This is a genomic window from Pectobacterium hainanensis (genome assembly GCF_046237015.1).
GTDB lineage: Bacteria > Pseudomonadota > Gammaproteobacteria > Enterobacterales > Enterobacteriaceae > JBJYIN01.
The window spans coordinates 198153-219897 of sequence record NZ_JBJYIN010000002.1 but is presented as its reverse complement, the minus strand read 5'-3'; the positions used below and the strand labels follow the sequence as shown (position 1 = coordinate 219897).

Genomic DNA, 21745 nt, shown 5'->3' with positions numbered 1-21745 from the left:
AAACGCTGTGTTTTTTACAATACTATAAAATAAAAACTAAAATATTTCATGCATTAATAATGCAGGGTGTTTTACACTATAAACAAAGAAAAGGAAAAATATATGAATAAGAAAAATAATGGTTTTGATAGGATCGCTACTGAGATGTTTCTAATATCAGCGATGAAAGAGTATTACCGTATCTATTGGGATATAGTCAAAAAAGGGCCAAAAGAGGCATTTAATTTACTTACTGATAATCATTATATGGAAACAGTCTATGACCAAGTAATCGAACGAGCTAAAAAGGGTGTGGCAAAAAATAAGCGCTATCTTATCGATTTCGAAGGAGTAAGAATGGAGGTAATGACGCTGCATACCAAAGCATTAATGTTAGCCTATATGTAAATCTATTTGGCCCCTTCTTGGGGCCGAAAATAAACTAAATATTAAATAACCATATAAAAGTGAGAGTTAATTATGTCTAAAAATAATAAAGTTAAAAACAAATCTACAAAACTGTTCCTTGATCTTGCTAAAAGATCGTTTGAGGCAAGTTGGATCAGTTTACAAAATGATCACGATGGGGATATAAGAGAGTGTATTAGTGATCATGATTTTATGAGTGCAACTATCATGTGCGTGATAATGCATATTAAAAATAACTTTCAGAGTTTAACACAGAAAGAAGGAAATACTGTAAATATTGACGAGGTTGATCTTAAGGTTATCGCTAATCTGCTGGTAAGGCATTCGTATTTATTTGTTCATAAATCTTTGTAGTTTCCATTGATGATATATTTGCCTCGTAAGGGGCAGATAAACAATGTTTATTATAATAGGAGAAATCTGATGATTGATGAGTTCCACGTTATGTTTATGTATAAAAAAATCCAAGCTGAAGCCGCTACTACTGACATGAAAACACTGAATCAACTGTTGAAGAAGTTTAGAAAAGTGGTAGAGGAGCGGCGTGAGGAGTATTATCAGGAGATTGGTGAAAATAAGGTGCGTAAGCTGAGGATGAAGAGGCTCCTCAAGCTGATGGCGCGAGATGGTATTTCACCACAGGAACTATGTGACTGGCAGTAGCCAGTCTACAAGAAATATACTCATTAAGTTCTATCGAAAAATTAGTAAAGTTGGTGTTTGCGAAAGTTTGGTGGCTATTAATATTTAAATTTTACATTTTGTTATTAGCGGCTATCGCCACGATCATTAATGAATAAATCCATCATTAACAGGGGCAAGCCCTGTCCAGCAAAGTGATTGTTGGCGACAATCACCAAGTGCTGCTTTGATAAATGGCTTTTGATCCAATAGGAAAAATATTTTTATGTCAGCATTAGGGCGTAGCCGTGCGTCAGCACATGAGCGTTAGCTCATAGATGGTGGGGATTTTCAAAAAAAAGATTTTAGTTAAATAGAAAGTAATAATTAGCAATAAATTATTAGAAACCCTGTATGGCGATCATAAAAATCGCCCGGTTTCTTTTAATCCTCTTAAATATTATCTCTTACTTCTTGCAAAATTAAGTTAAGACAAAAACGGCCTGTAGCCCTTGGGGAATAAGGCTTGTGTTGGAAAACAACGACTGACTATACGGTCAGTATTACTGACTCTATGGTCAGCATTACTGGCTGCACAGTAAGTTTTCCTGACTCTGTAGTCAGTTCTTATATCATTTTTACGCTAAAAAATGACAGTAATTTAAATCATCGTCACGGGAAAACTTGCGATTTATAAAGTATTTTCGCAAAAAAATATGCAAAAAAACTTGATATCTGTTTCATGCATGGTATTTACTTTATTATAAATAAAATAATAAAAGGTGATAATATGATTAAAGAAATGGAAGTTGACTTGGATTTAGGTTTAAACCCTTTTTGCTTTGAGACAGAACTAAAGATTGAGACAAGAAAGAAAAATCTGACTGTTTCAAGGGGAACGGAACTTATAGAAAGAAAAGATGCCAGTCGAAGCTACTTTGCTAATATTGTGCATACACAAGAGGTTGATAAAGAAGAGTTCATCAAACTCTATACATCACAAATAAAAGCCTATTTTGATCTCACGAAAACAGCATACAAAGTATTTTTTATCTTTTTACGTATTTATCAGGATGCGATAGGCAAAGATCATTTCTACCTGAGTTGTAAAAAAGCAATGTCTCTTGCGGAAAAGATAGATCATTTTGTCTTATCTGAATCTATCTTTTACCGGGGGATAAAGGAACTCATCGAGAAACGTATTATTGCTAAAACTAATGAAAAAAACTGGTATTTCATAAACCCTGCAATTGTTTTCAACGGTGATAGGGCTCGCTTTGTTTCTGAGATTAGAAAAAAGAAAGAAACTATAGAGATTGAACGAGATGAAAGCGTTACTGATAGCGGAGGAGACTATACTAAAAATGAAGATAAGCGTAGGTCTATTGAGTCAGTCATTCAAGATGTAAATAGTCAAGAAGACATCGATGTGCTAATCGCCAGATTACAGGCTAAAAAGTCGCAGGGATTCGCAAAGCGCGGAAGTATAAAAGTCAGCACCTCAGTTGAAAACATAAGTCTTGTGCCACCAGATGAACCATTATATTGGGATGATATTTAGGAAGACGATTGATTTACAAGAAAGGTGAACAACTAATAAATCAATACGACACATGAAAAAAATAATATAGTAATGATAACAGTTTTTTTTTCAGATAGTGCCGTCGATCGGATGACGGCCTATTAATTATTTATCTGCTTTGCAAAATCAATCCAACAACCCACGCGATACCTTACTCGCCGTCTGGCTGAAATTATATCGGTCAACAACATTTCCCTTGAACCAGATCTCAAGGGAGTTTATGTGAGCCGTGTTGCTGTTCTTAAGCAGGGCCAGACCGGGAATGTAGTTTGAGATCTGACTCTCACCTGACATGCTGGAGTAGGACCACATTTCCTGTCCCTCATTGGTGGCTCGCGTTTGTGGTTCCCCGAATGCGTTAATAACATCTTGCTGGGTAGTTTTCCCTTTAACGATTTTGTTTCTTACGGTTTGTTGCGATTCGTCTTTAAGGGATTTGTTGCCGTAGGTGGTGCAAGCGGTAAGAGGCAGGATCACCAACGCAGCGATAAAAAGTTTTTTCATGTTAACTCCATATAAACAGTAAACGTAAAATAGGCGTAAAGAGACCGGGACCAGCGTTGTGTCGCATCTGGCTATTAAAGTTTGTGTTAATCAATAGTGAAGAAAGCCGCTTATTAAAAGCCTGTGTGTTTTTTTATCTAATCAGCTAACGGCATCCCTTATGGTTGTTTTCCCTGATGTTGCATTAATAAAGGCTAAGCAAGGGTCATAGGGCAGTGCTGGCTGTTGGTCATAGGGTTTGACTTTCTATCCCTACAAACCAGCGTGTAAACGGTCCTGAGGTCCTTCCGCTCACTTTATCCAGTAACGATTCATCTAGCAAGAAAATGATCGATAACTCAGATCGATAAATTGATATTGATAGATATTAGCGATTAATAATGCTTTTTCGATCGGTATGTTAATTGATTTAATCGATCGAATAATAAAATATGATAGTTAATATCTATCATTATTTTGATTTTGATCGTTACAAACGATATGACGGCCCACAAAAATAATTGAATCCTATCAATTGGTTAATCAGATGGTTTTGCTGCGTTATGCCAGTAAGAACAAGCTTTAACGACTACAGGTGTGCAGCAGACTACCTCTACATAACAGCATTGGTGATTATCAGGATGGATAGGAAGATGAAGAAAATTTTATTCGTTACTTGCACAGCCCTTGTTCTGGCGGGATGTGGTGAGAAAGGCGATTTTGAGAAGGCGATTAACGCGAAAATTTCAAAGTCAAAGGTGTGCTACTCACTGCAAAACAATGACTTTGCGTTCAACAAAGGTTTTCCAGTAAAGGTTAATCATGGTTACCGTTCTGCTGGATACAATGCCAGCGATGAAATCCTGAAAGGGCTTGTTGAACAGGGATTGCTCACTGTTTCACAGCAGGCAAATGGCTTTAGCAGTGTTGATGTTCTGGAAGTAACAGACAAAGGACAAGAGGTTGAGTTTTGGGACCGTAAGGAAGGTGCCTGTGTTGGTAATCGTGTTGTTGCTGAGATCACCAGTTGGACTGAACCGAGTGATGGCGCTAGAGCTAAAATGACGCAAGTGACCTATACGTGGAAATTGGATGGCGTTCCGGGCTGGGTAGATAAAAATGCGTTCTCTGGCGTGAAAGGGATGGCTGAACCAGAAGATGGCAAAATTGTTCTGGTGAAAACCAATAACGGCTGGGCCGCTCGGTAATTACAGGAAAAGACGCTATGAACACTATCTATTGGGTGTTTTTCACTGGTCTGCTGATGAACATACCATCACTGGCTCCGGTGCTGTTTATCGGTAATAGACAAAAACAGGTGAAGGTATCGATGGCTGTCAGGCTTTACCTGCTTAACACTTTCTTGGTGCTGTCGCTGGTGACGCTGTCGCAAAACATTACGCAAAAATACGGGCTGTTTCCTGTATGGCTGGTGTTAGTTGCTATCGCGCTGTTTGTGGTCATGCTGATGCCAACCGTGAGATTCATACGTAAGCATTTAACCGTCGGGAAAAGTCGGGCTGTTATCCTGTCATCATTCTTGATTGTCTACGCGATTAGATTTCACGGCGTGTTTTCAGATGTGAATGGTAGTGGATATACGCTTAACGGATTCAATGTGGTGTGGACATTTTTCTTCTTGTTTGCCAGTCTGTTGGCTTATCTCGATTGTGCTGGAAGTAAAACATATTCTGGCTCTTATGCGCCGTCATCCGCACTGAAATCCGATTATTTTAAACCGACCAAAGAATATGAAATACAATCTCAAATTGACTACGATATTGCTGTGAAGGGCGCAAGTGTTCTGTCTGATCCCAATCTGAGTATCGTTGAACAGCAGCGTTATCGGGATGCCCTTAAAAAAAGAGACGAAAATCTTTAATTTCAATATTGAACGTTGTTCTTCCTAACCCTGTGAGTGACATTGTTGGGTGAGGTCCTGACTGCTATCAGCTCTCGGCTGTTTATTCATACCGAGTTCTTCTTGTTTTTCAATTGGCTATAGTAAAGAATAAGACAGGTGCTTGGGACAAATTATTACAAGGAGTTTTCTTGAAAAATTTCGCATTTGTTAACGATGCCGCTGAAAGGGAATACAAAGCACTTCCTGCTGATGTGCAAGATGAGTTTGGAAAAGATTTACGTCGTATTCAATTTGGGCAAGATCCTGAATTGCCTATTGATTTTCTTGATAGCGTTGGTATAGGCGTTATTGAGCTGAAAATAAATGGTAGCCCGGCATACCGATGCACCTACGTCGCAAAGTATCTTGATACCGTGGTAGTTTTACATTCCTTTAAAAAAACTACCAACGGTGTTGATCGTAAAGCTAAAGACGTAGCTGAAAAACGACTCAAGGAACTTATGGCTGATGTCAGAGAGGCTGAACGCTGTAAAAAACGTTAAGCGGCTGCTTCGGTTTCTGTAATTGCGATTGATGCCTGATGCAGACTTGTCATTGACATTTTAGCTCTGAAACCGAGTGCATCTAACATGTCGAACATGGCATCAATAGTGAAAAGCTCAATTTTGGCATTTTTCAGTTCTGAAACACGGGATTGGTTGATGCCGAGTTTTTCAGCCGCTTCTTTTTGCGTCCAGCCTTTCTCTTTGATCAAATTGATGATCATGATCGATAAATCCATTTTCATTGCCATTTTGCTGGCAGTATCAGCATCATGTGTCACATGGAAAGGACTTTCGTAGAATTTTAAGGCCATATACACCTCCTGATAACGATGTGTGGATTATCTAATATTTTAGATAATCCGTCAAGTCTACTGGACAAAAAGTGTTCTGTTTACTGATCACTCTCTATCGCGATAACCGGGTGGGCGCAGTGTGGGGAAAGGACCTTTTCTAATCTGCTTCGATGAGATAATTGAAGTGAGACACATACTGTTATCTGTTTCTGGCTGCTTCTGTCTGGGACGACTCGGAAAACGTGCGATCTCTTCCTTGGTTGGCTTGTAATCATCACTGTTGAACCTTGTGCGTCTTTCATGTTCAGCGCGTGGAACATAGATCCCCTGCACCTCATCAAAGACATAGTTTTCGGCAATACGCTTATCGTGCTCAACATCAGGGATAGCAGGCTTCTTCTTGGCCCAGACTAATTTCTCCCTTATATATTCAACCACCAGTAGGGTGAAACGCTTGAACAAACCATCCTGACTAGGTTTAACCTGCTTCCTATTACTTTTAACGGGAGCGCGTTTAACCGCTCTGGCAGTTGAAGAGGATGGGGTTTTCAATTTAGTGCGTGTATGAGATGCAGGGGCAACCAGAACAGGCTGTTGCTCTTCGGATGATGACGACTGCGAACCTGTTTCCGGTAATACGATTTCAACAGGCTCAGGAAGCTCGGACACGGTGAAACTTCTGAGGTCAACAACGACCTGAAGATCCAAATCTTTGAAGGTGTTGTATGTGGCCTGAGCTTCTTGTTTCATCTCATCACGAACAGCCTGTTCAGCAGCACGTTTATCCTGAACGCTTTTGCTGTTCCATTTGGCACGATGAACACGTTGCATAGGGGAACGGCTGGTCAACGTTGCCTTGGCAAGCCATAGCGCTTTTTCTTCCACGTCTAAGGTGATAGCGGCGTTTTCGAGTGCTTCATTGTATTGGGTATCAATAGAACGGTGATCAATACGCTCATTGCTGCCAGCAGCAGTAAGATAGCGATTGGCAATCACTGACCATGATTCGCGCCAAAGAATTACGTTTTTCTTGTCGTTCCAGCTTCTTTCTTTTTTGCCGAAGCCATCAGCGGTGATCGGTTTTAAAGTCAACATCACATGAGCATGAGGATTTTCACCATTGAGATCATGAAAAGCGATATCAGCAATCATCCCTTTATCAACGAAATTCTTCTGGCAGTATTCAACAACCAAGTTTATCTTATCTTCATTGTTCAATTCACAGGGAATAGCCACATCAAAATAACGGGCTGTTTGACCGTCTTTCTGACGCTCAACCCTTTCTACTTCATTCCAAAGAGCTGTAGAGCTTTCAATAATATGAGAAGGAGCAGAATCAGGGGATAATATCTGATGGTGGAATAAATCAGAACGATGGCTGAAATCGTAGGTATTGCCAGTGCGATCATCTGTTATCTTGCAACGCGCATGGTAGGCAGCCTTCCTACAGGAAGACATGCCCTCAGAACGTTTCACAATTTTAAACTCCAGATGAAATATCGCCATATACTAATTAACCTCAAATATAACCATGCTGCTGTTAGTTTTTCGTAAGAAAAACTCTATGTCTTGACCTTGGTTTTGCTTTTAGCCTGCGGCAGGCAACCCCCGGTAGGGCCCACACGCTCACGCAGTGAGTGTATAAGTGGGCATTGTTTTCTTAAAAAAAGAAAAAATGTAAAAGCCTTCTTATTAATTAATACGAAATATATGAGTGCCTGTAAAACAAAACGCCGAATTAAGCGGCGCAATCTAGATAAAAGGACGAAGTATTCCGCAATATTACCCCAATGGCTTTTAGATGGCGTCCGAAGGACAAGAAAAGTGTTAATTTATCCCGCCGTAAGGCGGGAAAGACCTAAAACAGAAAATAAGAGGCTTGTTAGATAGTTTTCCCTGTTGCACAATTCACAGGCTAGCCATGAAAATCAGAATAAAATTTAACAGGTGAAAACAAAAGCACTAGTTAACAAAAATAAGTAACGCGGAGAGATCGAGGTTTTAAGCACAGGGTGGTTTTGCACACTATGTTTTTAAATTTCATTTTCCTCTTCATTTTATCACAATTATCTTTTATGGTCTGACCTATTTTACGTAAGTGAGCACTAGCAAAATATCTAACTAAAAACCATGATTGGACAAATCCAATATTAACAGGGGCAGGCTCTGTTTTCAGCGATGTGATTGTTTGCGACAACCACAAAGTGCTGCTTTTGACAAAGATAACCATATCGAATAAAACCAGTATAGTCATCGAACTAAAGGATAAATATAATGAATAAAAAAGATGAGAGACCAATAAAAGCAAAGAAACCGTTTGAGCATATCAATTTATGCATAACACGAGATTTCTATTTTTATGGTAAATTTTATGATGAGTTAAAGGAAATCATAAAAACATATAATGATGAGATTATAGAAATAAAAAGAGATATAGGTGAAGAAGTATCTTTAATTCTTTTACGTGATCCTAACGATAAAATAAACAGTGAAATGGAAAAGGTGATAGAGGATGCTGATATACAATTTAATGCAGGTGTTGAAAAGTTCAAGAAGATAGCTTTGGATAAAATAGTTAATTGGCTAAATAGCGGTAGGGGCGTGCATTCTGACGTTCCAATGGTTATTACTATTTTTCAACAAGAAGCCTATGGGTTTAATTTTCGAAAACTAAAAATAAGATCATACATAAATGACGGATTGATTAAAGAATTTGGTAAAAGTATCGATCATGGGATGGTGAAGTGGTAAGTGTATAAATTAATAACTATGGCCTCATTATGATAATTTGTCATTTCAATAAAAATAAAGTAAACAATAACAGACGTGAAAGAAAAGGAGAATAACATGAGGCTTGGTGAACTGGATGAAACAGCATTAATTTTAATGACAATAAATGCTGTGGCTTGGGGAATAAATATTGGGCTGTTGAGTTTGTGGTTTATCAGATAAAAATATAATTCTCTATCCTGTTGATAATTATTCAAAATGTGTTAATTGAATTGCACTGAATATTACAAGGAGAGAGTATGCATAAAAATCATGATGAGGCCATTGATTGGGTAGCAAGACGATTAATTGAGGATGGTATCTACACCAATATTGAACAAGCTTATTCCCATGCAACAGATATCATTAATAGAAAGAGAGAGGAAGTTAGAAAAAAAGAAGAAAAGGATTATTTCCGTTTTCGTATTAAATCCATAAAGAAAAGAATAGCCTCTGGATACGAATACACAAATATTCCATACAAACCAAAAAAGCCGATAGTTAAAAACGACCATTCAGATTCATTTTGGGATTGGGACGCTGATAATAAATAAAATTATAAAGGAGAAACAATGATAAGAAAAACCATCAAACAGCAAATTGCTTCAGCACAGGAACGCCTATACTTCTTGGAAGCCAAAAAGAAACAACAAACGAAAAAAGAGAATACACGCCAGAAGATTATTTTCGGTGCAGAGGTTGCCAAAGTCTTAGGATGTGATATTGGTTATGTAGATAAAGAGTTAGTTTTTGGGATTCTGCTCGATATCCCTAATCTTCATGAAAATGATATTGAAAGGTATAAAGCACAAGGCCAATACTATATCGAAAATGTTTTAAATAAATCCAAGTCCTAATCATGTTTTTCACGTCCGAACGGTGAGCCGACCTAAAACTTGTTTCTAGGTCGGTACCATTTATATTAAAATAATTATGACTATTGGTCAGGTTTTCGGTTTGTCGCTTGTTCAAGCCTTTTCATGAGCAAAGATTTTAATTCTGTATTATTTTTGTATTCAGGGCAATTGTAAGCGGCTAAGTCGAAATGAATTTTTGTGCCAAACTTCCTGTAAAGAATAACTCTTCGCCCTAAAGAATGGGCATATCCTATCTCGTAATAAACACTAGGACGTTCATCGGTTAGATCTCCTAAAAGAAATTCACTATATTTTATTTCTTCAATTATTTTGCTGGTTATGACTTCATCATGCTCGATCTCATCCGCTCTTACGGCTTTAATTCCAAATTTATCAAAACATTCTTTATATATATTATAAATATCTTCATTTTCAGGGGAATTATTGATTGACATCATAATAAAAGCCGTGTTGGGCTTATAAGATTGTGGTAAATTTTGGTTTTTTGTAATTAACCCATTAGGGATATTTGTAGGCGTTAATTTTATTAATTGCAGAATATCCTCTAGTTGTTCAACACATTCAAAGAACTCTTTCCTTGCATCATCTGGGAAGTTGTATCTATCTTCGGATTGTCCGGGGGGAGATACCCCTAAGACAGAGCCTTCATCATGAAGAACCTCGATATCCCAAGACTTAAATTTTCGAAGCCTAAGTGTAGCACGCATACGTTTTGCACAAATACCTACATCTTTCTCATCAGCATCATTAAGTAATGAGGAATTTTTAAGTATAGGTATAATTATGGCGATTACTTCTAGAAGTTTTTCTTGGGTCTTTTGTGACTGCTTATGAGTTTTTTGAGAAAGAGTTTCCCAATAAACATTTCTGTCGGCTCTTACGAATGGATATTCTTCTTCTTTATTAACACACTCTAATCCTGCTAAGTCAAAAAAGATTTTTGCTTCTTTTTTTAGTGTTTCAATTTCGTCTGAAAATTCTTTTATATCCATTTATTATCCCCTTTACTACTATTAGATCTCAAAATCTTCTAGGCGATTATCGTTTTCCAGCGCTTCCTTGATAACTTTAGGAGTACGGCCCTGACCTGTCCACGTCTGCTCATTGCCATTTTCATCAACGTATTTATATTTAGCAGGACGAGGTTCACGTTTAGCTTTTGCAGATTTTGGTGATATACCTTCAAGCAGTTCAGCCGGATCAATTCCATCAGCCAGTAATTGAGCACGGAAGGCTTCAAGCTTGGCCTGACGTTCTGCATTTTGTTGTTGGGCGTTGGCTTCTTCTTCACGGCGGTCTTCAACAATCGCGGTCAATTTTTCCAGCATTTCTTCTAATGTTGCCAAATCAAGTTCACGCGCCTGAGCACGCAGGGTACGAATATTGTTTAATACTTTTAAGGCTTCGCTCATAGTCGGCCATCCTGATAAAGAGAAATAGGTTGTTGTTGAGTAGTGGGTCAAAAATTTGACAATCAACAACGTTAAATTATATATCAATATAACTAAGGAGGAAACAATGAAGAGGGAAAAATTAGGTATCTACTCTGGATTTATTTATACAATAGTATTTTTAGCCGTTTTAATCGTTCCATATGGTTTGGGATGGGCACTTTTCCATATCAGTCATGATTTTTTAAGCCATCTTATTTTGTATTCTTTGGGGGCTGCTGGGGTTGGTGTGTTTTTCATGTTGTTAGGTATCGTACTGATGATAACTAACAGTTTATGGTGTTTTTTAAAGAATGCTCAAAAATATTTCTGAGAGGAAACATATTAAAAAAATAACAAAAGGTCGATATGGTTTTGTTTATGTGACTGTATTTCTTATTATCTTGGCTGTTAATGTAATTATTGATTTTCCATAGGTACTTATTATAAAAAGTCAGCAGTGATATAAATATGGTAGCCATTGCATCATCGTGTCAGTCTGGTGGAAACAGCAATACGATTACTTTCACTTCATTGTAAATAAAAGGGCGCTCACCCTTTTATCAATTAATCCATTATAGATATCTTGACCCCATTTTTATTTTTGTTAATTAAAGAGTACGTAAAAATGAAAAAGGACGATGAAATGAAAGTAACAAATAAAAAAGGGTTTTCTCTATTAGAAATAACATTGGTGTTAGGCGTCGGTGTTGCAATGGCATTCATGAAGTTTCAGGATATGAAAAAAGATCAAGAAAATATCTTGGCTAATACCGTAGGTTCACAGATGAAACAGATGGGAGAAGCGGTAAATCGTTATATCAGCATCCGCTATGACAAGCTTTCAACGCTCTCATCCAGTAGTAGCCAAACCTGCGATCCGGGTCCGAGGACCTGCTCGGCTAATGGCTGTGAAATTACTTATCAGACGTTGGTGAATGAAGGGTTGTTGCCTGCGGGTCATACTGGTATCAACATGCAAAAGTCTTCTTATAAGATTCTGTTAAAACGTGCAGGAACTACGCCCAACTACGTTATTAACGGACTTGTTATCACAACGTTGCCTTGGTCAGAGGGGAACCGTATTCGTTATGACCTGTTAGGCCGTGCTATGCAAGCAGCAGGAATTGACAGTGGTATGACGCAATCCGCTACTGTTGCATCAGGAACCGGAGGTCAATGGACGGAAGCGTCGGCGGATTACAATGCGATTAATAAGGCAGGGTTGTTGGCCTACCGTGTTGGATACGATTCCGCTATGTATTCGGTTTACCTGCGTCGTGATGGCACACTCCCGATGACAGGGGATCTGAATATGGGAGGCCAGAGCATTAATAATGCCAAAAATATTACTGCATCAGGCGTGATTCAAACTACAACACTTACCGCATCAGGAAATATTTCATCTGATGGCACGGTTTCGGGCCAATACTTAAAGCTGACATCAACGGTGGTATTAGGGGCAGCCTGTGAATCTACAGGGCTTATCAGTAAAGACGCCAATGGTATGATGCTAATTTGTCGAGCGGGCGTATGGAAAAGCATTTCTGATTTTCCCGTAGGGAGTCCTATTCCTTGGCCTACTGCCACACCACCAATAGGCTGGTTAGTTTGTAATGGTCAGGCATTCAATAAATCCGCTTATCCATCATTGGCGAAAGCGTATCCGACAGGTTTTTTACCCGATTTAAGAGGTGTATTCATTCGTGGCTGGGATAATGGACGTGGGTTGGATGATAACAGAGCGTTATTAAGCTATCAGGAAGGCCAAAGCGAAGGAAGTGTTGTTCCTAACTATGGTGGCTATTTAAAAGGACATCATAGCGGCATGACTTATTATGTTCCTGCTTCTTCTATGGGATTAGAAACAAGACCAAAGAATGTGGCATTTAATTATATTGTGAAAGCTGAATGATTTTTCAAAACAAATAATAAATAGCGCCTTGCCAAGAACAAATAAATTGATTATCTCCTGAGTATACAGTAATAAACTTCAGGAGAATGTATGATATTCAAGAGAGCAAGATGGCTATGTTTATTTCTAGCCAGTGGTTTTACATCACAAACTATGTCGTCCGATAGCATTTTCAAAGCGCCAATCGGTAGCCTATATTTATTGGAATATAATTCAGAATATATTGGTGCTAATGTTTTAAAACTGACGCTAAGCCATGTGCCAGATAAGTCCTGTGCGACATTGGCAACACAATTAGCAGGTCAACATTTTGAAGTGATGGTTAATAATCAATATGTGCCATTAACACCACCGGCTTCAGGAACCACATGGAACAGAAACACGGTTGTGACGGATAAAACAGCCGCATTATGTAAATCAGGAAAAGATAACACAATTGTCGTCAACCATTTTGTTTATCCGAAAACCTACACCCTATATCAATCTGAGGGGGATATTGTTCATTCCTCTGGTGGTTCTTCTGAAAAAGAAAATATCGTAAACGTCAGTTATGAAATTTATCGAAAAACCATGCAGGCCAGAGAAAATCATCAGCTATCGATAAAATAAGGATAAATATTATGATAATAAACAAAAAGGGATATTCAGTATTAGAGATTGTTTTAGCGCTTGGGATTGCTTCGGGTATTGCCTACACCGCATTAAGCTTTTATCGTAATGAAAAACACGATGCGGCAGTCAGGGAAACCGTTCAACAGGTTCGTACTATATTCAACACGGCAGATGCTTATCTGATGAGTGCCAAGCCGGATGGAAGCGTTCAGGAAACCTATCCTATCTCTATGCAGATCTTAAAAAACACGTTGTCCTTTCCGTTGAATCTTGGGGAACTGCGTGAAGGCTCTGAGGCCGAAGTAGCAGCAAGCACGGCAATATCGACTTCTGCATCCAAATCTGCCAGTACGTCTGCATCACTGTCTACGAGTAAATCAGCGTCAACATCGGCATCGGTGAGCGCCAGTAAGTCGGTATCATCGTCTATATCAAATTCGGTATCTGCTTCTAAATCAGCCTCAGTGTCGGCCAGCGTGAGCGCTTCAAGTAGTGCATCTGTATCGGCTTCCAAGTCAGCAAGCACAAGTCAGTCAATCAGTGCTTCTGTGAGCAACAGTATCAGTGCCAGCCAATCAGCTTCGACCTCTGCGTCTAAATCTGCTTCAACATCGGCAAGTTTAAGTGCTTCAACGAGCGCCAGTCTGTCGGCATCAAAATCAGCCAGCACCAGTGCAAGCCTAAGCGCGTCCAAATCTGCATCGTTATCTGCCAGTACATCGGCTTCGTTATCGGCAAGTAAATCAGCCTCGACTTCCTCGTCGATCTCAACAAGTTTGTCGATCAGTCAGGGAGCAGCAGAAAATAAGACGACTCCAGATGTTGAACAAATAAAAAATAGTATAAAAGAAATAAGCACATGTAATTTAGGTCCATCACCAACAGGCCAAATATGCGGCAACTATGCGTTTATACAATTTAATCGTTATATTAGTTTTTCTGGAGAAGATGAGTCTCCTGCTGGCTATTTTGATAGTAGTAGCAAGAGTAAAAGAAATAAAGAGTTAAATGCCGACCCGATTGCTTATTCTTATAAAATATTAAGCATCTTCTTCGCGCCAACTATATACTATGACGCTTCTGTTTTAACTGAGGCTGAAATAAAAAATATGCCACTTTATAAAAAATGCGGTCGTGGTTGTGAATTACAGGCTAAATAATCATATTAGAATCAACTAAAAGGGCTATCAGGCCCTTTTAGCGTTTTATAATCTGAACGAGGAATATTAGCTTACAGCTTCTTTATGATAAGCCAGATGAAGTGTGTTGAGCCTTTCCCACAGAACAAAAGACAGGATCTCTTTTGCTTTAGGCTCATCCAGCTCAACAACCGCATAAATTAATGCCCGACACTGATCGATGATTTCCTCCAGTTCCAGAGGTGTGTTATCGAACATGATAAGCCTCCTCTGCTGGATATGGCAAAAAAGTAGTAGCCAGATGCAGATTTTCAGGCGGGGAATAGGTAAACTGACAGACAGCCATAGCGTTATCCTTGTAACGTTGAGGTTAGCCCTTGTCTGGTATCGCAAGTACCTTTCAGGGGCGACAGGTTCATAGGTAGTCCTGTATACAGACGTGAACTTTTTCGGCTGCAATTTAGTCTCAAGGTGTGTTACTAGTCAATTACTAAATTTGATATGAGAATATCCACGGCGGTAAGCTTCTGACATTTCAAATCTGCATAGCCTCGGAACTGAGTTAACTATTGGATGAAGTTTCTACGAATTCGGATATAATTGGTTTAAAGTTTCCGTTCTAAAAGGACCAAAAAATTTGGTAGCATAAGGATGATGTGTGGTTTAATATTGAGCCGTTATTAGTTCCGCAATTGAAAAGCTATGTGTTTTTTACATATGAGGATATCAATGACATATGTCGATTTTTTCTGATAATTATTTTTCTTTAACTAATTGGGAAATTATTTTAGTAAATCATATCGTATTGAATATATTTATTTAGATAATTCCCCTTCACTCTCCTATTTAACTGTTACTTTGAGGTCCTAGGTTGTTTTCTTCTAAATAATTTATTGTGTTGTTACATTGCTCTTTATTTTTTAAATAAAAGAAAACATTCTTTAATAATTCAAAGTCTATGAGAATTATTTTCTGGAATAAATAATCTATAATGATGTTGTCATTAATGTTTTTTCTTTTTTTACATATGCTAAGCATTATATTGTAATCGGTTTTCTTATTATCTTTGAAAATTAAATCATTGGGGTTTTTCTTATTATCTAATTCCATTGTTTCTAGAAAAAAATACTTCTTCCCCGAAGGACTGATTTCTTTTGATATTAATTCCTTTTCCTTTGGGGATGGTGTATTTATAATAAATGGCATTTCATTGAAATTGATATCATAAATTATAATTTGTTTCTCACTAAATAAAGTGTTATAAGACTTATTTTCTGCTAAAAATGACGAGTTTAGGTTTGCTCCAATAAAGTTTGTTAAATAAATTAAATTACCAGAAAAAGCAGAGAAAGATATATCGCTATGATTAAAGTTTGCCAACGAAAAATTTGAATCACTAATTGTCGCACCTCTTATTTTTGCATGACTTAAATTAGTATTTATTAAGTTGGAATTAAAGATATAAGCTCCGTCTAGTGTTGATCCTGATAAGTTTGCTCCTTGCAGTTGGGTATCACTCAGAACAACCCCTTGTAGTTGCGAGAATAATAAATTAGCTCCCTGAAGTTCTGAGTTTGTAAACCATACTCTAGGTAGATTTTGCATAGGTAAAGCTGCATACCTTAAAGATCGATTTCTTAAGTCAACTGACATTCCTCTGGTAAGAAAATTATGTAAGGAACTACTATCCTTCATTAAAATATTAGTGCCAAAAAACTTACTATCTTCGCTTTTGGCTATCTGGGTAGTTCTGTCGATCTTTATTATTGGCAACAAACCATAGAAATCATTAATGGATCCGTCATCATCAGTGTCATTGTAATAGTGATAGATTATATTTTTTGAAAAAGAATCACCCCAATCTCTTATGAATACATCCCAACAAACCACTGCTTTGATAATAATAAAAAAAAGAAATATGTGAACCAAATAATTTAATGTTTTATTATATCCAAAAGGTAAAAGAATTGAGTTTGGCATTTCATTTCTATTTTTCACTCTACTAGGTTTTTTGTTAAATGATTTGCTAAAAATGATAATACAAGCGAGATCAAGGGATAATATAGCTAAGTGTAAAATGAATATAGTAGTGCTTTGATAATCTGAGAATCTAAAAAAGGTTACTGATAATACAATAGGGGCTGCATATATATATAATATGTTTGCCAATACTTTGTACGTTTTAGAGTGGAAGTTGTTATTGCTTAGAATTGCTATATCTAAAATATTATTTTTTATCTTTATATCCGGCACTAAGCTATTATATGTATCATTTAGGCTCCTTAGTTTTTTGCAGGTGATTAACGCATGCAAGATTAAGTTAGCATGTATGAACAATATTAATAAAGGAGCTATTATATAAAAACCCACTAAAGAAACATGTATATTAAGAAGTGGTAGTATTATTCCTTTTTCCTCTAAAAGGAGTTGTAAATCTGTAGTCGATGATACAATAATAAGTACATAAGTTAGTAAAAATATGTATACCAAGAAGAATCGGTGATTTTTTTCAGATGATTCGTATGCTTGATTTTCAACTTCTTTTTTTATATTTTCTATTTTTAGTTTCTTTTGATTTATAATGTTAAAGCTATTTTTGCTCATAATTTAACCTGTTTTAAGATTGGGCGTTATATGTGTTGATACTATGATTTTTTAATTTATAGGTTGAAATTTAATCGTCTATTTGTGCGGTCGAATTATTTAAATATCTCAAAATCTTCATTATTGAAAAAATCAATATAGATAGGCCATTTGTTGATCTTACAGATACAAGTGATACTATCATTATTCTTTTTTGTATGATTTTTCTCAGGTTCTATTGTATCTTCAGGAATATAACTGACTAACTTAAGATACAACATCCTAGTGTGCGAAAATCATAGACACATAGATCGATATCACTGTTTGCGCCATAGCTAATGATTTTTTAGCTCTTCTAAAATACCTAATTCTTAAAAATACACAAGAACAGTATATCCTTTAGTTTCCTATCCACCATATCTTGGATGATATCAATTGGCCATCGTTAGCCATAAAATCTAAGCTTCCTGCACAAACCCAAACGGCCTAACCATCCCATCCCTGTTAGCATCCAGAAAATCAGCTTACCATTGCAGCTTCAGGCGGCGTTGCTTAAATAGGCAGTACGAACGTTGTTCTTTTCCATGTAGCTCATCTGGCTACTACGATTTCGTATTAACATAAGATCAGATTAACTCAGCACCCACAAACCTAATTTTTTGACCACTGTATTGGTGCTCGGTATGCTTTGTATTTTGAAGAAAAAATCCTCGTTCAATACAGCAAGCTAAGGCTGGGGGTATTATTGGGGGTGTCGATTCGCATTGAATACAAACATTTACAATAAAAACAATTAACTAATTATTACTATCGAATCCTGTAGGGTACCATTTTAAGTTCTCCCAGACTCTACCGAATTCAACAAAACCCCGTTATATTCATTGATACCACTAGGATTTTCTGTCGCTGAGCTCTACCGAGGTCAACCCAGCATACCGGAAATCAAGTCGATGTTGGGGGCCTCTATGGGGGCTCTTCTTGTTCAATGACTATTAGGGGCCCCCACCATGCCACTTAATGCTCGACAGATAGAAACCGCCAAGCCACAAGACAAAGAGTACAAACTCACTGACGGCACAGGTCTTTACCTTCTGATAAAGCCGAACGAAGCCAAATATTGGCGTTTGAAGTACCGTGTTGCAGGGAAAGAGAAAAAATTATCTATCGGTGTTTATCCCGATATCTCGCTAGCAGAAGCGCGACTAAAACGGGAAGAGGCTCGAAAAATCGTCGCCTCAGGTGGCGATCCTAGTGAACGGTAAACCCACCCCTGACAACCGTGGCAATATCTCTACGCAATTGATGGAACAGATCCGGGAGAATCCGGCTAAGGAAGCTTACGAAGATGAATGGATTTCTATGAATAATATTAATAATGCTAAACGGATTTTAGATGAGAACACCAAAGTGCTTTATGGCATCTTTGGTGTCATTAGTTCTTCTGGCTATTTCCCTCCTTTGCCCTTTCTGAATGAATTCTTCCTGATTGGCAGTGATCCATGTGATCAAGATGGAAGAATGGGTTGTTGGCGTCCATTCACCCTTATACTCTCGGAATATGAAGTGGTAAAGGAATGGTGGTTTGCATCTCATCTGGGTACAGTTGAGTCACGACTTGGTTGTGAATGTTGGGGGGATTGGGTTCAAGAGATCCTCGAAATGTAAGTGTAAGTATCCCTCTTAACCGAGCTATTCACTTTTAGAGCTCTTCCAACATACTGATTAACCAGATTGACCTGTAAACATCACAGCATCCCCCCATGAAAAGCCCCAGATAAACCTATCCGGGGTCTTTAAACAGCCAAAAAAACCGTCGCCGTTTCAGACTTAGCCGCGGTTCTCTTCAATATAGCGAGCCAAATCCGCCGGGGTCTTCAGAACGGTGGCAACTTCGGTCGGCGGGATCACGCAGCCGTAAACGTCCTGCACTTCCAGCACCAGATCGACCGCCAGAATCGAGTCGAGGATATCGGACTCAATCAGTTCATCATTGAAGCCCACTTTACGGGATAAGATCTTTTCAAACAGCACGAGTATTTCTTGTTCCATAATTTCTCCTGGGATAATTAAATCGTGCGGGCATGGGTGTCCAGCAATTTACGGTCAATCTTGCCGTTAGGATTAAGCGGCAACGCATCTTTGATAATAATTTGGGAAGGCACCATATAGGACGGAATCACCTTAGAGAGCGAGGTTTTAATCGCTTCTGGTGCTAAGTTCGTCACGCAGAATGCGGCAATACGCAGCACGCCACCGCCCGATTTCATCAACGGCAGGACAACCGCTTCGCTGATGTCGGATATCGCCAGCAGGCGGTTTTCAATCTCGTTGATTTCAATACGGTAGCCATTGAGTTTAATCTGACTGTCATTACGCCCCTGACAGTAAATCAGCCCGTCCGCGGTCTCGTAGCCCAGATCGCCGGTTCTGTAGCCCCGGAACGCTTCGCTTTCTCGACGCAGTAATTTTTCGGCATTCTCCTGCGCGAGCCCAAGATAGCCGCGCATCACATTTTTACCCCAAATGATCAGCTCGCCTTCAGCGGTAATGTCCATTCTGGAGTCCGGCATCATCGTACCTACCGGCAGCAGATCGTTGTCGTTGTGCAGAATTTCATCGGTGATTTCGATGACGGTGGTCGCGATAGTCGCTTCCGTTGGGCCATAGGAATTGAGAATTTTGGCATGCGGGAAGCGGCGGCGTAACTGTTTTACCAGCGCCTTGTTGAGCACTTCGCCAATAAATACAAAGACATTGAGTTCAGGTAAATATTCACTGTTGAACTGAGGAGAAAGTAGTTTCTGGTAAGCGAAAGATGGCGTGGAAACCCAGACGGAAACACCGTTGTCTTTCAGGCGATCGAGCCAATTTTCTGCTGCAATATCCTCTTTGGCATTCAGAACGATGTGCCCCCCGGTTGCCAGATTCGCCAGTAGCGGAATCAACGAGAGATCGAAGCTGAACACCGCATGGTTCATCAGCACCGGTACGTCCGGCAGCGAAAAGTCCTGACGCACCCACTTCATGAAATGCCACAGGCTTTCGCGCCCGATCTGCACCCCTTTCGGTTTTCCGGTGCTGCCGGAGGTGAACATGATATAGGCGAGGTCTTGCTCGACTAACGCCTGCCCGTCTTCTCCGGTTGCAATAAACTGTCGGGTCGCCACATCGTAGTAGTAAGGAGCACTCGCCAGATGGCAAATCTCGTTAAGCCGCTCCTGCGGATAGATGCAATCCACCGGGATATACGGAATGTTATGCAACAGGCAGCTATAGATCGCCACGGCGAACTCCGACTGCTGGTGCCCATATAACACCACTGGCGGACCAGCAGGCTGCCGACATTGCTGGTAACGATGTGACCAGTCAGTAACGGCAACCGATAGCTGTTGCCAGGTCATCACTTCATCGCTGCCGCTAATCGCCAACCGATCTGGGTTCGCGGGGTCGAGTAATACCGCACGGAGGAAATCTTGCAGTTCCTGAAGCTCGCAGTGTTGATTCATAGAGGAGACATTCCGCTAAAGATGTAGAGGGAAGCCGCAGCGCTTGTCAGCGTCAGAATTCGGCCGATGAACACACTAACCGGATGATGTAGAAAATTATTCAACGCCGGACTACGTTTGGCAGACCACTGCAACATGTTATGAACAACGGAAATGGCACCAAATAGCGCGCCGCTAATAACATAGTGTCGTTCAAGCCCGTTCCATGCTCCCATACAAAACAGGGTGCAGAAGATGCCAATATTCTGCGCCAGCGTTTTGTTCTGTCGAAAAAAATCGAGCTTCATCAGATTCATATAAATCGGCATAAAGACTACGTCTCTCAGCCATTCAGACAGGCTGACGTGAAAGCGTCGCCAGAAATCCTGCGGGTTTTTAGCCAGGATGGGCATATTGAAGTTCGCTGGGATATTCAGGCCAAATAAGCGCCCTGCCCCGATAGCCATATTGCTGTAGCCGGCAAAATCAAAATAGAGATAGGCGCTGTAGGCCAGTGACATCACGACACCCACGCTTAACGTAAACGGACGCTGGCTCCACGACTCAATCACCAGATTATTGATCAGCATAGCGAATAAGAACTTCTGAATAATGCCGGTAAAAATTTGTTCCATCGCCACTAAAAACTGTTCACGGGTAATGATGAAAACGGGCTTATTAATATCATTAACCCATGTCCGCCAGCGATACATCGGGCCAGCCAGAATAATGAATGGCATAAAGAGATAGCAGAAGTAATGCAGGAAATGCTGGCCGTCTTTTTTATTGCGATAAAGCAGAACATCAATGGCGCGGAAGGTCATAAAGGACAGACCGATCATGCCCCAGTGGTTGTTAAGGTGTAATTTCACTAAAAACAGCGGGAGCAACGTCAGGCTGACTGCCAGCCAGGTTTTTAACCACCCTTTCTCTTTTAAGGTAACGAGAATATAAAAGCTCAGGAAAACCGCGATGGGAACAACATAATCCCCCTGGAAAATATATCCCCAGCCTAACACCGCCAATACAGAAAAGGCGGATAAATATGTCAGTCGATAACTGAATACGCGATTAGTCAGCGCAAACAATAATGCTGATGAAAATAGAAGGAGAAAAAACATTCCGGAGCTGTACATCA

At 39.3% G+C, this 21745-nt stretch carries 25 protein-coding genes and 2 pseudogenes; 16 read left to right on the top strand and 11 right to left on the bottom strand.

The features are described from left to right. Window positions 1-102: 102 nt before the first annotated feature. From ACKPVM_RS03110 to ACKPVM_RS03095, 4 genes are all read left to right on the top strand, one after another. Complete coding sequence (locus tag ACKPVM_RS03110; RefSeq protein WP_409306814.1) at window positions 103-387, top strand: hypothetical protein; 285 nt, start codon at window positions 103-105, stop codon at window positions 385-387. Window positions 388-459: 72 nt separating this feature from the next. After that, window positions 460-762 (top strand): hypothetical protein, encoded by a 303-nt coding sequence (locus tag ACKPVM_RS03105; RefSeq protein ID WP_409306812.1) that lies wholly within the window; start codon window positions 460-462, stop codon window positions 760-762. Between the two features lie 69 nt (window positions 763-831). Then, window positions 832-1071, top strand: coding sequence for an H-NS family histone-like protein (locus ACKPVM_RS03100; protein WP_409306810.1), 240 nt, complete (start codon window positions 832-834; stop codon window positions 1069-1071). Window positions 1072-1822: 751 nt separating this feature from the next. Continuing rightward, window positions 1823-2590 (top strand): hypothetical protein, encoded by a 768-nt coding sequence (locus ACKPVM_RS03095; protein ID WP_409306957.1) that lies wholly within the window; start codon window positions 1823-1825, stop codon window positions 2588-2590. A gap of 147 nt (window positions 2591-2737) precedes the next feature. Here ACKPVM_RS03095 and ACKPVM_RS03090 read toward each other — a convergent pair whose 3' ends face one another. Further along, window positions 2738-3115, bottom strand: coding sequence for an SEN1984 family lipoprotein (locus ACKPVM_RS03090; protein ID WP_409306809.1), 378 nt, complete (start codon window positions 3113-3115; stop codon window positions 2738-2740). A gap of 632 nt (window positions 3116-3747) precedes the next feature. Between ACKPVM_RS03090 and ACKPVM_RS03085 the strand changes: the two genes are divergently transcribed. From ACKPVM_RS03085 to ACKPVM_RS03075, 3 genes are all read left to right on the top strand, one after another. Continuing rightward, entirely contained in the window at window positions 3748-4302 is a 555-nt protein-coding gene (locus ACKPVM_RS03085; protein ID WP_409306955.1) for a membrane lipoprotein lipid attachment site-containing protein, read from the top strand. A gap of 17 nt (window positions 4303-4319) precedes the next feature. After that, on the top strand, window positions 4320-4976 hold the full coding sequence (locus ACKPVM_RS03080) for a hypothetical protein (protein WP_409306807.1): 657 nt from the start codon (window positions 4320-4322) through the stop codon (window positions 4974-4976). Window positions 4977-5146: 170 nt separating this feature from the next. Then, window positions 5147-5500 carry a type II toxin-antitoxin system RelE/ParE family toxin gene (locus ACKPVM_RS03075; protein WP_264628273.1) on the top strand — a complete coding sequence of 118 codons (354 nt, stop codon included), beginning with the start codon at window positions 5147-5149 and terminating at the stop codon, window positions 5498-5500. Here the strand turns inward: ACKPVM_RS03075 and ACKPVM_RS03070 are convergent. Both ACKPVM_RS03070 and mobQ read right to left on the bottom strand, forming a co-directional pair. Then, window positions 5497-5814 (bottom strand): helix-turn-helix domain-containing protein, encoded by a 318-nt coding sequence (locus ACKPVM_RS03070; protein WP_409306804.1) that lies wholly within the window; start codon window positions 5812-5814, stop codon window positions 5497-5499. The two genes, ACKPVM_RS03075 and ACKPVM_RS03070, sit on opposite strands and share 4 nt — an antisense overlap. Window positions 5815-5901: 87 nt before the next feature. Then, the gene (mobQ, locus tag ACKPVM_RS03065) at window positions 5902-7302 is read right to left on the bottom strand and encodes a MobQ family relaxase (protein ID WP_409306803.1); all 1401 of its coding nucleotides are present in this window, start codon (window positions 7300-7302) and stop codon (window positions 5902-5904) included. Between the two features lie 768 nt (window positions 7303-8070). Here mobQ and ACKPVM_RS03060 point away from each other — a divergent pair. From ACKPVM_RS03060 to ACKPVM_RS03050, 3 genes are all read left to right on the top strand, one after another. Then, on the top strand, window positions 8071-8547 hold the full coding sequence (locus ACKPVM_RS03060) for a hypothetical protein (protein ID WP_409306801.1): 477 nt from the start codon (window positions 8071-8073) through the stop codon (window positions 8545-8547). A gap of 278 nt (window positions 8548-8825) precedes the next feature. Beyond that, the gene (locus ACKPVM_RS03055) at window positions 8826-9119 is read left to right on the top strand and encodes a hypothetical protein (RefSeq protein ID WP_409306799.1); all 294 of its coding nucleotides are present in this window, start codon (window positions 8826-8828) and stop codon (window positions 9117-9119) included. A gap of 18 nt (window positions 9120-9137) precedes the next feature. Then, the gene (locus tag ACKPVM_RS03050) at window positions 9138-9422 is read left to right on the top strand and encodes a conjugal transfer protein TraD (RefSeq protein ID WP_409306798.1); all 285 of its coding nucleotides are present in this window, start codon (window positions 9138-9140) and stop codon (window positions 9420-9422) included. A gap of 80 nt (window positions 9423-9502) precedes the next feature. On the opposite strand, the gene ACKPVM_RS03045 is transcribed toward ACKPVM_RS03050, so the two are convergent. Together ACKPVM_RS03045 and ACKPVM_RS03040 are read right to left on the bottom strand one after the other, a co-directional pair. Then, the gene (locus ACKPVM_RS03045) at window positions 9503-10435 is read right to left on the bottom strand and encodes a hypothetical protein (protein ID WP_409306796.1); all 933 of its coding nucleotides are present in this window, start codon (window positions 10433-10435) and stop codon (window positions 9503-9505) included. Between the two features lie 21 nt (window positions 10436-10456). Further along, a complete protein-coding gene (locus ACKPVM_RS03040) occupies window positions 10457-10855 on the bottom strand; it encodes an H-NS family histone-like protein (protein ID WP_409306794.1) in 399 nt (132 codons plus the stop codon). Between the two features lie 106 nt (window positions 10856-10961). On the opposite strand from ACKPVM_RS03040, the gene ACKPVM_RS03035 reads away from it, so the two are divergent. The 4 genes from ACKPVM_RS03035 to ACKPVM_RS03020 all read left to right on the top strand — a co-directional run bounded on the left by ACKPVM_RS03035 (window position 10962) and on the right by ACKPVM_RS03020 (window position 14560). Continuing rightward, the gene (locus tag ACKPVM_RS03035; protein ID WP_409306792.1) at window positions 10962-11207 is read left to right on the top strand and encodes a hypothetical protein; all 246 of its coding nucleotides are present in this window, start codon (window positions 10962-10964) and stop codon (window positions 11205-11207) included. A gap of 312 nt (window positions 11208-11519) precedes the next feature. Beyond that, window positions 11520-12788 (top strand): tail fiber protein, encoded by a 1269-nt coding sequence (locus ACKPVM_RS03030; protein WP_409306953.1) that lies wholly within the window; start codon window positions 11520-11522, stop codon window positions 12786-12788. 90 nt (window positions 12789-12878) lie between these two features. Beyond that, entirely contained in the window at window positions 12879-13397 is a 519-nt protein-coding gene (locus ACKPVM_RS03025; protein WP_409306790.1) for a hypothetical protein, read from the top strand. Between the two features lie 11 nt (window positions 13398-13408). After that, window positions 13409-14560, top strand: a complete 1152-nt coding sequence (locus tag ACKPVM_RS03020) for a hypothetical protein (RefSeq protein ID WP_409306788.1) — start codon at window positions 13409-13411, stop codon at window positions 14558-14560. Window positions 14561-14626: 66 nt separating this feature from the next. Here the strand turns inward: ACKPVM_RS03020 and ACKPVM_RS03015 are convergent, their stop codons facing one another. The 3 genes and pseudogenes from ACKPVM_RS03015 to ACKPVM_RS03005 form a co-directional block, all read right to left on the bottom strand. After that, complete coding sequence (locus ACKPVM_RS03015) at window positions 14627-14797, bottom strand: hypothetical protein (protein WP_409306787.1); 171 nt, start codon at window positions 14795-14797, stop codon at window positions 14627-14629. Between the two features lie 588 nt (window positions 14798-15385). After that, the gene (locus tag ACKPVM_RS03010) at window positions 15386-17143 is read right to left on the bottom strand and encodes a pentapeptide repeat-containing protein (protein WP_409306785.1); all 1758 of its coding nucleotides are present in this window, start codon (window positions 17141-17143) and stop codon (window positions 15386-15388) included. A 437-nt stretch (window positions 17144-17580) separates the two neighbouring features. Continuing rightward, window positions 17581-17720, bottom strand: a pseudogene (locus ACKPVM_RS03005) (tyrosine-type recombinase/integrase); the annotation flags it as partial. Window positions 17721-18129: 409 nt separating this feature from the next. On the opposite strand from ACKPVM_RS03005, the pseudogene ACKPVM_RS03000 reads away from it, so the two are divergent. Both ACKPVM_RS03000 and ACKPVM_RS02995 read left to right on the top strand, forming a co-directional pair. Further along, a pseudogene (locus ACKPVM_RS03000) lies at window positions 18130-18378 on the top strand (Arm DNA-binding domain-containing protein); the annotation flags it as partial. 103 nt (window positions 18379-18481) lie between these two features. Then, the gene (locus ACKPVM_RS02995) at window positions 18482-18787 is read left to right on the top strand and encodes a hypothetical protein (RefSeq protein WP_409306951.1); all 306 of its coding nucleotides are present in this window, start codon (window positions 18482-18484) and stop codon (window positions 18785-18787) included. A gap of 162 nt (window positions 18788-18949) precedes the next feature. Here the strand turns inward: ACKPVM_RS02995 and ACKPVM_RS02990 are convergent, their stop codons facing one another. The 3 genes from ACKPVM_RS02990 to ACKPVM_RS02980 are packed head-to-tail and all read right to left on the bottom strand — an operon-like array spanning window position 18950 to window position 21743. Then, on the bottom strand, window positions 18950-19171 hold the full coding sequence (locus tag ACKPVM_RS02990) for an acyl carrier protein (RefSeq protein ID WP_409306783.1): 222 nt from the start codon (window positions 19169-19171) through the stop codon (window positions 18950-18952). Between the two features lie 17 nt (window positions 19172-19188). After that, complete coding sequence (locus tag ACKPVM_RS02985; protein ID WP_409306781.1) at window positions 19189-20628, bottom strand: AMP-binding protein; 1440 nt, start codon at window positions 20626-20628, stop codon at window positions 19189-19191. Further along, on the bottom strand, window positions 20625-21743 hold the full coding sequence (locus tag ACKPVM_RS02980; protein WP_409306950.1) for a membrane-bound O-acyltransferase family protein: 1119 nt from the start codon (window positions 21741-21743) through the stop codon (window positions 20625-20627). The genes ACKPVM_RS02985 and ACKPVM_RS02980 overlap by 4 nt, the downstream gene beginning before the upstream one ends. Window positions 21744-21745: the final 2 nt, after the last annotated feature.